The sequence below is a fragment of the Chryseobacterium sp. OSA05B genome (genome assembly GCF_019970065.1).
Taxonomy (GTDB): domain Bacteria; phylum Bacteroidota; class Bacteroidia; order Flavobacteriales; family Weeksellaceae; genus Chryseobacterium.
In genome coordinates this window covers 1203337-1215563 of the sequence record NZ_JAHXYH010000001.1, presented here as the reverse complement: position 1 = coordinate 1215563, position 12227 = coordinate 1203337, and the positions used below count along the sequence as shown (strand labels likewise).

The window sequence follows — 12227 nt, the reverse complement described above, 5'->3', positions numbered from 1 at the left end:
TCATTCAGACATATAATATGCATTATAGCGTGCCCCTCACCACCCAATCCCCAATCCCGGGCTGTTCCGGGCTCCACTTCGTTCCGGTACGCTGTACCGCTCGCTGCGCTCGCGCCCTCCATATCCCTCACGCGGAGGTCAGTCAAGGGAATTCACCAGCACAAAATAACGGTAGGCCAGAATTCCTTTCTCTATTTTACTGAGACGGTTCGGATCTTTATTACTCAACTTTGGGAGCATCTTTTTATTCACTGCATTCAGCAGCCTGAAAAATGATTTTTTCATATCTTTATATTTAAAATCAGACATCATTGAATCATTAAGAATTCAAAAATGATGCAGAAACGGTTGTAAATTCATTTTAACTGTATTTTCAATACAATAAACAGATCACCTGGCTATGGACGAAATTTTCAAACAACAGATTTATGAGATTACAAGGCTTATTCCGAAAGGAAGAGTTTCCTCTTATGGGGCGATAGCTAAAGCGGTAGGGTATCCCAATCATTCCCGTCATGTAGGAAAAGCGATGGGTGGATGTCCTGAAGATGTTCCGGCGCACCGTGTCATATCCAGTTCAGGCGTATTATCTGTTCCTGAGTTTCAGAAAAGACTCGAAGCAGAAGGGATTACCGTAGAAAATCTCCGCATAAAAGATTTCAAAAAGCTTTTCTGGAACCCACTTGAGGAGATTTAGTCTAAAAAAATTTACCGTTCAGATAAGGATATTTACAGCTCAGTCACCTATTTTTTTTAACTGCCGGTAATCGGGATATCTTTGGTTCATAATAAAACTAAAACTTATGAAACCAATTTCAATCTTCTCATTATTATTCCTTTTTATCGCTGTATTTTCAAAAGCGCAGATGGATGATAAATTTTATCAGCCAAGCAAAGTGATGAAGCCTTTTGAATTTAAAACACCTGAACAGATTAATTTGTCGGTTGATAAAGATACAGTCACCGCTTTTATAGTAAAACCCAACACGAAAAACATCAAAAAAACGATTTTCTATTTTCATGGCGCAGCAGGAAACGTGACAACATATCAGTTTATGACCAAGCCTTTGGTGGATGCAGGCTATCAGGTAGTGATGATTGATTTCAGAGGATACGGACTGTCTACAGGAAAACCTAATCATAAAAACGTTTCGGAAGACGGACAGAAATTCTTTGATGAACTGATGAAAAGACCCGATATTAAAAGTACCAAAGTCTATATCTACGGAGCTTCCCTGGGAACACAGATCGCTGCTCACCTTGCCAAAGATAATATTTCAAAAATATCAGGCCTGATTTTGGACTGCCCAATGTCCTCTTTCACCGATATAGCTGCTCATTTTACGCCTCAATACAAAGATTTTATCCTGCAGTCGATGGTTTCACCGTATGCGGCTAAAGAAGATGTAAAAGCGTTAGGGAAGCTTCCTGTGCTTGTCATTCATGGAGGAGAAGATCAAACCATTCCCTACGAACAGGGGAAACTGGTTTTTGATAATGCTTCTGGGCCAAAAGTATTCATCAAATCAAAAGGGGATCACCTGCAAGGGTTGGTCAATAATAAAGAAGAGATCCTGAAAGCAATTGATAAACTATAATAGAATTGTTTCCAGCGGCTTCGCCGCTGGAAACACCACAAAATAATCACCTGATATTCCTCGCAATCATAAGCAGGAGCATCATTCCCCTTCCTTGAAGGGGTGGATTTTGGCGAAGCAAAAAGACGCGGTAGTTAAAAACACACAATACAAGAAAAAAATCCCTGAATACGGATAAGCATTCAGGGATTTTAAAATTTATAAATGAACAGGTATTTTTAAAATTCAACTGTTATTTTCTTCCTTTCGGAGTTCTTAATTCTTCTTTCAATCTTTCATTTTCTTCTTTCAGCAAGGCAATATAATCTTGCAAACTCTGAATAATAGATGCAGAGATGTTATGAAATTGAGTCATAGTCCCATTTCCAGAAGAGCTGTCATTAAATACAGGATGATCATAATTAACAACTACTTTAGCTTCCTCATCCTCATAAATATCTTCTACAGTCACATCTAGAAAACGGGCAATTTTGTCCCATTCATCTTTTACAATTCTTACATCTCCACTTTCTTTTCTGCTGTAGTTGGATACATCAGTCGCGATAATATCAGCTATCTGCTGCTGGGTATAGCCTTTTTGTTTTCTGATGACGCGTAATTTTTCTTTTTGCATATCCGACATTTTATACAAAAATGGAAAAAAAGCACAATGTGTACAATAGAAAACAGAAAAAATGTGCAATAAGATTGGATGTTACGGTCATACTGGATTCGTAGAATATAGTTAAATTTGAGCTTTTATCTGGATTACAGAAAAAATTATTTACGCATTCGGTTTTTAAAGGCGGAAAATCTACTTGTTTTTTTGATTGTTTTTTCTCTGGTAAAAAGCATTTTTAGGTATCCGAAGAAAGCTGGAATCAGAATGGTTACAAAAAGGCTGCAAATTCCTAATGCCCAAATCGGCATATCATTTCTTCTCCCTTGAAAATATTCCCAGATCACCCAGGACATCACCCCGATAAAAAACAGCATGGCTGCAGGAAAAACCAGATACATTACAAAACCAATCCCTATCCGGAAAATAATGGAGTAGTCTTTCCCCAAAGAATATAAGATGATCCAAGCCATCGCGAGCCCTAATAAAAACAGGAAAAGTGAAACAATAAAAACGATGAGTTTTTGTGTTCCAAAACTTAAGTTGGTCACACTTTGGTCTCCGTCTTCATAGCCAATGGTTATTGTTTTTCCTATTTCTACGGGATGACTGCTTCCATAGTTTAAAGGTTTTTTAATCAGTTGATTTTTATGATCTCTGAATTCTACTATGGCTCTTTTAGCTTCATCGGTATCTGATTCCATGAGATCATATTCAACAACTTTGGCTTCATACTTTGGGGATGAAAAAAGAGAAATTACAGGGTGAGAAATCATTGCGACCAAGCCGAAAAATAAACTGGAAACAGCAAAAACGACAAGACCCGGATAAATGAAAGAAGTCAAAGAAATAGATGCACCATCCTGTCCGGATTTCTTCCTTCTGTAATTCATGAGCAGAATGAAGGCCGTAAAAATTAAAGGTGTAAATAAAATAAATTTTCCCATGGTTCTGTTTTATTTTTTTTGTGCGTTTTTCAATTTTGACGCGTCTTTGAGAAAGTTAACAGTCTCCTCTGTATTGAATAATGTGAAACCGGTTACGCAAATTAGAATGGTCAAATAAATCAATGTCAGCTTTAGTTTTTCAAAACCAATAAAAGCTGAGAAGAAAATAAAAGGGATAAATACAATCACGGACAGTCCGAAAGTGAGAATGATGAATCTGAGAATTTTTTTGACAAAGAAAATTTTCTTAAAAACACTGTACAGCATCAATAATCCGATGGTAAGAACCGGAAAACCAATAGCCAGACTTCCGAAAAATTTTTCAGAATTGATAAAACTGCCAAGGGTACCTAAATCTATTTCCATTATTAAATTGTTATGGGATTATTTTGTTTTTCGGTATCGGAAAACTGGAGCATTTCCTTTTTTCTGTAATTCATCATTTTCGCAAAAATAAAATCCGGGAAAACTTCAATGCCGGTATTGTACAGATTGATAGAATCGTTGAAATACTCTCTCCGGTCAGCAATAATATCTTCCAGTTCACTCAATCGTTTCTGAAGCTCAAGAAATGACTGGCTGGCCTTTATTTCAGGATAGCTTTCCACGGTAATTAGAAATGATTTCAGCTTTCCGTCGATGTTGTCAGCAATTTTCATTTTCTGATCGTTTTCTTTGGTGTTAAGATATTGGGAGCGAAGGGCTACAAGTTCCTTCAGAATCGTATTCTCGTTCAGGGCGGTTGCTTTTACGGTTCTTACAAGATTGGGAACTTCGTCTGCCCGCTGTTTCAGTACCACATCGATGTTGGCAAAAGCTTTTTGAGAATTGTTTTCCAGCATCACCAGTCGGTTATAGGTGCTGATTAAAAAAGTAATCAGACCCACAGCAACAATAATGATAAGTAAAAGCGAAATCATGGTTTAATGGTTATTAACGGTTAAAAATACTTTCAAAAGGATTTGACTTCAGGACCTCTTTCCAGTTTCTCTGTTCAATAATGATCTTGGTACCATTAATTGTAATAGGTGTAAAAAGAATAATGGCTGCCAATACAGCGATGCAGGCCAATGCAGTCATTGCCCTGAGTTTTAAAGGTCTCCATTTGTTGGAAAAATTCACGATATCCAAAGGAGCAATTCCAAATACTTTCTTACCTTCATCGAAACGGAGAATAGAGTTGGCCCCTTCATAAAAAGCCTGTCCGATTAAAAGGAAATCAGTTTTTTCATCGAGGATATATTCCTGATACCGTTTTCCGCCATCTTCCCGGGAATGGGCAGGTGAAAAATTAATCCATTGAAGCTGTGCAGGAACTATTTCTATTTTTCCGGTTTCATCTTCAATATAAAAGTTTTTAAGATCTGTTTTCCTTGAAATCTCGTGATAGGAAGTAGAAGTTCTGCCGTCATCATCTCTCGTGGTATGAATTTCATCAACAGTATAAATATAACCTACACATGGCGTATCCGTATCCGGAGAAATAACAGGCTGAATAGCTTTTGCCTTTCCCGAAATTTCTGCAAGACCCATCGCTACACTTTTTATAGTGGAAGTAGGAAGCGTTCTTTGATAGAAGTAAAACCTGTTTTTATTATTCGGAAGCATGGAGCTTAAGATAATCACAAAAAAGATGAGGAAGAAAGAATAGATGCCCAGGTAGAAAAAAGCAAGATATCCTAAAAGAGCCAGCAATCCACCGCCAATAATTTTCCAGACTGGAGTTTTATTTTTTCGCTGTTCTTTAAAGGAATCGACAGTAGATTCAATACCATTTTTGATCATCCCGATAATGGCCATGGCAAAAACAGAAAGAAATAACGCAATGAAAACAATTCCTGATTCTTTTCGGAAAAAGAGAAAAGCAATTCCTAAAATAGCAGGATCTATGACAAACATTATCCAGCCGGGTTTTAAGTTGACATTGAAAATTCCGGATAAAATAAAGGTATGAAACAAGGCAATCCCTAAACAGAACAGGAGAAGAAAAGGAAGTATTTCAGAGGTTATTTCGAACATCGATTACGTTTTGAACAAATGTAATGATATTCAGGATAATAAAGAATCTGTAGGATAATTTAACGTTAGCTTGGGTTAAGAAGATTAAATTAGGCGGGTGGAATAGGGAATAGGGAATAGGGTGGCAGGAAGATATCCTTGTCAAAGTTTTAAATCTTGACAAGGATTAAGTAATAAAAAAGGCCGTTGTCACGGGTGTGATACGGCCTTCTTTGTCATATTATTTTTCCAGTTGCTTATAGCTTCTCTGGATGAAATCTGTCAGGTCTTTTCCTTTCAGTAGATTCTGGGAAAGTTTCGCAAGATCAAGAGCATATTTGATCAGCGTTTCTTTTTCCTCAGGATTTTCTGTCTTTAAAATCTGGCTGGAAAGTTCACTGTTTGAGTTCACCACCAGATTGTACATTTCTGGGAAACCTCCCATTCCGAACATTCCACCTCCGCCTGTGGCTTGCATTTCCTTCATTCTTCTCATGAATTCAGGTTGCGTAATGGTAAACGGAGCATCATTACTGTCAAGATCTTCAAGCTGTACCGTGAATTTTGCATCTTTTACCGCATCTTCAACATTCTTCTTTAATGATTCTTTTTCAGTTTCATTTAATTTAGAAATGACAGGCTCATCCTTCTTGATCAGATTGTTGATATGATCTGCATCCACTCTTGCAAATGAGATTTTCTCTTTTGAAGTTTCCAGTTTCTGGATCACGTGAGAGATGACAGGAGAGTCCAGCAACAGAACATCATAACCTTTATCATTCGCTGCCTGAATATAGCTGTGCTGCTCATCTGCATTGGTTGCATACAGAATGACCGTGTTACCGTCTTTATCCGTATGAGCCGGCTGAATTTTTTCAATCAGTTCATTCCAAAGGAAATATTTTCCGTCAGTGGTAGGATACAGGGTAAATTTATCTGCCTTTTCTGCGAATTTTTCTTCAGTGATAATCCCGTATTCGATGACGATTTTAATGTCGTTCCATTTTTGCTCATAATCTTCACGGTTCTCATTGATCAGAGAAGCCATTTTATCCGCCACTTTCTTAGTGATGTAAGAAGAAATTTTCTTTACTGCACCATCTGCCTGAAGGTAAGAACGGGAAACGTTCAACGGAATATCCGGAGAATCGATTACCCCTCTCAGAAGCATTAAGAAATCAGGAACGATACCTTTCACTTCGTCCGTAACAAATACCTGGTTCTGATACAATTGAATTTTATCCTTATCAATATTTAAATTGTTGCTCAGTTTCGGGAAAAATAAAATTCCGGTAAGATTGAACGGATAGTCAACATTCAGGTGAATATTAAATAAAGGTTCCTCAAACTGCATGGGATACAATTCGTGGTAGAACTTCATATAATCTTCGTTGGTCAGTTCGCTTGGTGCGATGGTCCAGGCTGGTGCCGGGTTGTTGATGATGTTGTCAACCTCTTCAGTTTCTGCTACAGCATCTTCCGGAGCGTCTTCCGGTAATGGAAGCGTATGTGTTTTTGTTCCGAATTTAATAGGAACAGGCATGAATTTGTTATATTTTGAAAGCAGTTCACGAATTTTTGCTTCTTCTAAAAATTCTGTAGAATCTTCAGCGATGTGAAGAATGATTTCCGTTCCTCTGTCGGTTTTATCAGTTGTTTCTTCAAGGGTAAATTCAGGGCTTCCGTCGCAGATCCATCTTACGGCAGATCCGTCTTTGTAAGATTTTGTAAGGATTTCAACTTTCTCTGCCACCATAAATGCAGAATAGAAACCAAGGCCGAAATGGCCGATGATTCCGGAGTCTTTTGCAGAATCTTTATATTTTTCAAGGAATTCTTCAGCCCCAGAAAATGCAACCTGATTGATGTATTTCTCAACCTCTTCAGCCGTCATCCCGATTCCCTGATCGATAATACGTAGCGTTTTCTGCTCTTTGTCGATTTTAACTTCAATCTTCGGGTTTCCGTATTCCACTTTAGCCTCACCAATGCTCGTTAAATGCTTTAATTTCAAAGTAGCATCAGTGGCATTGGAGATCAGTTCTCTCAGGAATATTTCGTGGTCACTGTAAAGAAATTTTTTAATAAGCGGGAAAATGTTTTCCACAGATACATTAATATTTCCTTTAGTCATAATAATTTTTGTTTTAATTTTCTATTAATGTTCAAAAAAAATACCGATTTGAAGAAAGTGACAGAATGACAGAAATTGGGGGGTGATTTAAAGATTTAAGAATTTGAAAGATTGAAAGCACTTTGCTAAAATTCAATATTGGGATTCAGCCCACTTATCCGAAAAATAAAGTACACCCACCGGATTTAATTCAAACGTATTAAAATTCAATAAAAGCGGGCTTTAACGCGCTTACAAAATATGGACAAAGCTATATTGGCTTTAGCCAAAACCTAAATAAAGCATTACAAAAAAAGACAGCTTTTTGAGCTGTCTTTCATATTGTAATCCGTAGATAGAACCTATTTGTTATTTTTCAGTTCTTCCTTGATTTTATTTTCCAATTCCTCAGCAAGCTCAGGGTTGTCTTTCAATACATCTTTTACTGCGTCACGTCCCTGACCTAGTTTAGTCTCTTCATAGCTGAACCAAGAACCGCTTTTCTTTACAATTCCCTGCTCTACAGCCTGATCTAGGATTTCTCCTGTTTTAGAAACTCCTTCACCGTACATAATGTCGAATTCAGCCTGTTTGAAAGGTGGAGCTACTTTGTTTTTCACAATTTTCACTTTCACACGGCTTCCTACTGCTTCATCTCCGTTTTTAATCGGTGCACTTGCTTTTCTGATATCTACTCTTACAGAAGCATAGAATTTCAGGGCGTTACCACCGGTAGTCGTTTCAGGGTTTCCGAACATAACACCAATTTTCTCTCTCAACTGGTTGATGAAAATTACGGTACATTTTGTTCTTGAAATCGTAGCGGTCAGTTTTCTTAATGCCTGAGACATTAATCTTGCATGAAGACCCATTTTGGAATCTCCCATTTCGCCTTCAATTTCTGCTTTTGGAGTAAGCGCTGCTACCGAGTCAATAACTACGATATCAATCGCTCCTGAACGGATCAGGTTGTCAGCAATTTCCAATGCCTGCTCCCCGTTGTCCGGTTGAGAAATGATTAAGTTTTCAAGATCGATCCCCAGTTTTCCTGCATAACCTCTGTCGAAAGCGTGCTCTGCATCAATGAATGCTGCAATTCCACCTGCTTTTTGAGCTTCTGCAATAGCGTGAAGTGTTAAAGTTGTTTTACCGGAAGATTCCGGTCCGTAGATTTCGATAATTCTTCCTCTCGGATATCCACCTACTCCAAGAGCGATGTCTAATCCTAAAGATCCGGAAGGAATCACTTCGATGGTTGTATCAATAGTACTGTCACCTAATGTCATTACAGTTCCTTTTCCGTATGTTTTATCTAGCTTGTCAAGCACTAATGCAAGTGCTTTTTTCTTATCGTCTATGTTGCTCATCTGTTGTTAAAATAATTTTTCAAAAGTACATAATTTAAACATCAAAAACTAATATTATTTAGTGCAGAAATTTGTTTTTAGAGTTAAAAAATAATAAAATTGAGAGACTGATATCATTCATTACGAACGGGATGCAGCGTTTTATGATTCAAAACATAAAAAAATATTTTTGTCTTTTAATGTATCAGCTGTTCAGAGCTTTTTTAGTGGAAATTTGAGTTTTTGGTAATGCTCAGATAGTCTTCCAGCACTTTCATCTGATCTTTATTTCCTTTTTTTATCCTGACTTCACGGCTTATCAGCTTATCATAAATTTTGTTGATCATAATTTTGGTTTTTGGAAACAGGTTTCTGTTCGGAACATCCGGAATCTGAAGCCTTTTACATACCTCATCATCCAGAAGAAACCACGTGCAGCAGATGTGAAGGTATCTTAAATTCCTTCTTTGAAATTTAAACTTTAAAATAGGATTTTCCAATGATTCATTCAGTAAAGAATGTGCCAGCAAAATAGAATCCTTGTCCGATGGTGGCTGCACAGAAGTCCACATGTAAAAATATTCCGTTGCCTGCTTTTTACCGTCGGGAAGAAGCTCTTCAGGAATTCCCAGTAAGTATCCCACGTATTTCCAAAGATGAAAAATTCCTTTCTCCTCTTCTTCAGTAAAAGTATTTCCCAATTTTTGAAGACTGTGGAGAAAAACCAGACTGAAACCTATATATGTTGCCATCATATCCCATGAATTGATGGGTTCGCCCCAATTTTCAGCATCCCATTGCTGGTAATGCTTCTTGATGGAAAGTCTGGCGTAAGAATGAATGAGACGGGTTTTTATGGCAAATTCATAGCCTTTTTTATGAAGTTTAAGGGCATCATACCGGGTGGCATTGACCCAGAAATCCAGGGTTTCCGAAAGACGTTTTACTGCTCCTTTTTTCAAGGCTTCCGTTGCGGTAAGGGGTTTGTTGAGGTACGCATAATCATAACCTCCCATCAGACAGTAATCCCTTAACGAAATTAGCGAGTCGATGTTGCCACGCATGCAAAGCTCTGCGCCGCTTTTTAATAGGCTGTAATCGAGCCATTCCGGAATATGTTGAGTCTGGGTAAAAAGCTTTTTTACGCTTTCGGGAACATCGTCTGTGTCGGAAACACCGTTTCGTATATAACTTTCAATTTCTCTGGATGCTTCGTGGAATTTTTTAGTAAAATAGACTTCCTTTACCACCTCATCACCGATTTCATCCACGTGGTAAAAATGGGCGGCAAATCTGTCGAAGTTCTTAAAACTTACTTCCGCTCCGGAAAAATCAATAAGTTGTTTTCCATTGCCTTTTCCCCAAAAATCTTTGAAGTGGGGAGCATCTTTAAAACGGGGCTTGGGAGTCATTCTTTCCATTGTATATAAAAATACAAGTTTTGCACCGAAATACCTTGGTGAGATTTATCAGTCTTTCAGCCGCTACGATATGGAAAGGTGAAAATGTCAGATAAGCCCTCTCTCAAAGGCCTTTTTCACGAGTTCCTTGCAGTTTCTGGAATCTGTTTTTCTTAAAATATTTTTTCTGTGTGTACGTACGGTGTGTTCAGACAGAATTAATGCCTGAGCTATTTCAGGTCCGGAATATCCTTTGGTGATCAGGCCAAGAATCTCCATTTCCCTTTTCGTTAAATGTTCTGAAAACTGCTCCGGCTTAGAAAAAGAGTCCAGTTTTACCTGGTGAAAATCATTTCTTGGACCTATCCCGGAAATCAGAACGGTATAAGGATTTTCTTTGGTGATGTGATGAATGTTGGTATGAATATTTATAGCCTGTACCGGAATGCCGGTCTCATCCTCCATGGTGATAACTGACTGATGATGGAAGAGTTCATAATTTCCTTCTGCCGTTTTCATTCTGAAGCAGTAGCTGCACTTGATGTAAAGCTGGTGCTCCAGGCCGATCTCCGTCATTTTATCAATGAGGGTCTGCTCGGCTTTCATGACAAATTCAATGTCATCAGGATGGGTAAGATCGATGACCTCTTTTAAATTTTCAGGATATTCCTTCAGGCCATGAAGTTTGAGAATATTTTCATGATGGTGCGAAAGCGTACTGTTGGTGAGATTCAGGGCATAATAATAAAACTCGCCGATGGCAAACATCTCGCCAATGATTCGTTCCACGGGAGGTTTATTCAGGATCTCTCTGTCTTTTCTGACGCCGGGATACGTATTCCAGACTTCAATGAGAGGGTGTTTTTTTTCTGAATTCTCCATGAATAAATAGTTTTACGCTAAAATAACTAAAAAACTTGCAAAATACCACAAAAGGGGGATTTTTTTACGACGATAAAATCGTAAACTTTGTACAAGCTAATAACCATGGCGACTCAATTTATTCCTTCCGTTTTGTTTAATGATTTATTTTTTTCTATAATTTATAGTAATTGGAGAAATATTGATCGAAACAAGTTGAACGGACCGTTCTTCAGGGCGGCTTTATTTGAAACGATAATGAATGTTATACAATCAGTTTACTCTTTTCTTTTTAGTTGTTTGAAAATGATAAACTAATGGCCTCTCGTTGCTGGAGAGGCTTTTTCTTTTTTTTGCCATCTGCTTTCTTTCCGATCTGACATTTTCAAAATCACCCGAATGGGTACTTTACTTGTATTCATGGATTTCCAAACTTTGTACAAAACTAATAGCCATGAAAACACATTTATTATTAAAGATTCTTGCTTTCGTAATTTTTATCCCTTCCATTTTTTTTACACAGATAAAAGTTGAAACGATAACAGGAGATGATGGGAAAAAAATAATAGGCAGAAATATTACTATTGATCTGTCTGTTAAAATAGATAGTATTGAAATGCCCGTTGAAAAAGGAATTTATAAATTATATATACCATCCTTGCAGCTAAAAAGTCTGGTGATAAAAAAGAAAGCTATTGAATATGAACCGTTAAAAATGGAGAAAGAAAAAGAGAAAGAGAAAGCTGAAGTTGGTGCTGAAAACGAGATGGTTGCGGAATTGGTTTTTAGAAACAATACTCAATATATTCTGTACATCGGCGTAATTGGTGAAGAGAAAATAAGAAAGTATATTCTGAAAAGTGAATCTGACTGGAAATGGACAACTTCCTTCGGAGCCAATGCCGTTTTTCTCACAAGCCGTTCAAGATTTACGTCCGTAGATAATGTAGTAGCACAAAACAGAGATGGTAAAATGATGGACCTGATGCCAAGTATTATGTTTACATTTATGAATAACCAGCGGAACTTTTCTCCCGGATTTACAGGTGGTTTAGGATTTAATTTCGAAGAATTGTCTGTCTTTGCTGGTGGCGCTCTGGGAATCGGACAGAATATTGTTTTATCAGCAGGCGTTGCGGTTCATAAGCAGAACCGTCCTAACACAGATTACACAGTAGGACAGACTATCGATAGTTCCGTTACCTCCGATAATCTGAATAAATCACAGTACAGGGTGAATCCATTCGTGGGACTATCATTTAGATTTGATAAAAATCCTTTCGGAGCGAAACCGTAAATTATAAGTTTAAGAACTTTATCACCAATATATTAATCATAAAAAAACCTTCCCATCGGGAAGGTTTTT

At 37.6% G+C, this 12227-nt stretch carries 13 protein-coding genes; 3 read left to right on the top strand and 10 right to left on the bottom strand.

Annotated features, from left to right (window positions below; translation table 11 throughout):
• Nucleotides 1–138: 138 nt before the first annotated feature.
• Nucleotides 139–285: a hypothetical protein gene (locus tag LC419_RS05555; RefSeq protein WP_165571856.1), complete on the bottom strand. Its 147-nt coding sequence runs from the start codon at nucleotides 283–285 to the stop codon at nucleotides 139–141.
• Between the two features lie 115 nt (nucleotides 286–400).
• Between LC419_RS05555 and LC419_RS05550 the strand changes: the two genes are divergently transcribed.
• Both LC419_RS05550 and LC419_RS05545 read left to right on the top strand, forming a co-directional pair.
• A complete protein-coding gene (locus LC419_RS05550) occupies nucleotides 401–697 on the top strand; it encodes an MGMT family protein (RefSeq protein WP_072922467.1) in 297 nt (98 codons plus the stop codon).
• A 106-nt stretch (nucleotides 698–803) separates the two neighbouring features.
• Nucleotides 804–1598 carry an alpha/beta hydrolase gene (locus tag LC419_RS05545; RefSeq protein WP_223606421.1) on the top strand — a complete coding sequence of 265 codons (795 nt, stop codon included), beginning with the start codon at nucleotides 804–806 and terminating at the stop codon, nucleotides 1596–1598.
• Nucleotides 1599–1830: 232 nt separating this feature from the next.
• On the opposite strand, the gene LC419_RS05540 is transcribed toward LC419_RS05545, so the two are convergent.
• The 9 genes from LC419_RS05540 to LC419_RS05500 all read right to left on the bottom strand — a co-directional run bounded on the left by LC419_RS05540 (nucleotide 1831) and on the right by LC419_RS05500 (nucleotide 10882).
• On the bottom strand, nucleotides 1831–2211 hold the full coding sequence (locus LC419_RS05540) for a helix-turn-helix transcriptional regulator (protein ID WP_223606420.1): 381 nt from the start codon (nucleotides 2209–2211) through the stop codon (nucleotides 1831–1833).
• Between the two features lie 146 nt (nucleotides 2212–2357).
• Nucleotides 2358–3143: a hypothetical protein gene (locus LC419_RS05535; RefSeq protein ID WP_223606419.1), complete on the bottom strand. Its 786-nt coding sequence runs from the start codon at nucleotides 3141–3143 to the stop codon at nucleotides 2358–2360.
• A 9-nt stretch (nucleotides 3144–3152) separates the two neighbouring features.
• Nucleotides 3153–3509, bottom strand: coding sequence for a hypothetical protein (locus LC419_RS05530; RefSeq protein WP_223606418.1), 357 nt, complete (start codon nucleotides 3507–3509; stop codon nucleotides 3153–3155).
• A 2-nt stretch (nucleotides 3510–3511) separates the two neighbouring features.
• Nucleotides 3512–4063 carry a LemA family protein gene (locus LC419_RS05525; protein WP_223606417.1) on the bottom strand — a complete coding sequence of 184 codons (552 nt, stop codon included), beginning with the start codon at nucleotides 4061–4063 and terminating at the stop codon, nucleotides 3512–3514.
• A gap of 13 nt (nucleotides 4064–4076) precedes the next feature.
• Nucleotides 4077–5162 carry an E3 ubiquitin ligase family protein gene (locus LC419_RS05520; RefSeq protein ID WP_223606416.1) on the bottom strand — a complete coding sequence of 362 codons (1086 nt, stop codon included), beginning with the start codon at nucleotides 5160–5162 and terminating at the stop codon, nucleotides 4077–4079.
• A gap of 220 nt (nucleotides 5163–5382) precedes the next feature.
• Complete coding sequence (htpG, locus tag LC419_RS05515) at nucleotides 5383–7275, bottom strand: molecular chaperone HtpG (RefSeq protein WP_223606415.1); 1893 nt, start codon at nucleotides 7273–7275, stop codon at nucleotides 5383–5385.
• Between the two features lie 341 nt (nucleotides 7276–7616).
• Nucleotides 7617–8621 carry a recombinase RecA gene (gene recA, locus LC419_RS05510; protein WP_090027668.1) on the bottom strand — a complete coding sequence of 335 codons (1005 nt, stop codon included), beginning with the start codon at nucleotides 8619–8621 and terminating at the stop codon, nucleotides 7617–7619.
• A 203-nt stretch (nucleotides 8622–8824) separates the two neighbouring features.
• Nucleotides 8825–10012, bottom strand: a complete 1188-nt coding sequence (locus LC419_RS05505) for an oxygenase MpaB family protein (protein WP_223606414.1) — start codon at nucleotides 10010–10012, stop codon at nucleotides 8825–8827.
• 96 nt (nucleotides 10013–10108) lie between these two features.
• Complete coding sequence (locus tag LC419_RS05500) at nucleotides 10109–10882, bottom strand: LuxR C-terminal-related transcriptional regulator (RefSeq protein WP_223606413.1); 774 nt, start codon at nucleotides 10880–10882, stop codon at nucleotides 10109–10111.
• Nucleotides 10883–11315: 433 nt separating this feature from the next.
• Here LC419_RS05500 and LC419_RS05495 point away from each other — a divergent pair, with 433 nt between their 5' ends.
• Nucleotides 11316–12158, top strand: coding sequence for a hypothetical protein (locus LC419_RS05495; protein WP_223606412.1), 843 nt, complete (start codon nucleotides 11316–11318; stop codon nucleotides 12156–12158).
• Nucleotides 12159–12227: the final 69 nt, after the last annotated feature.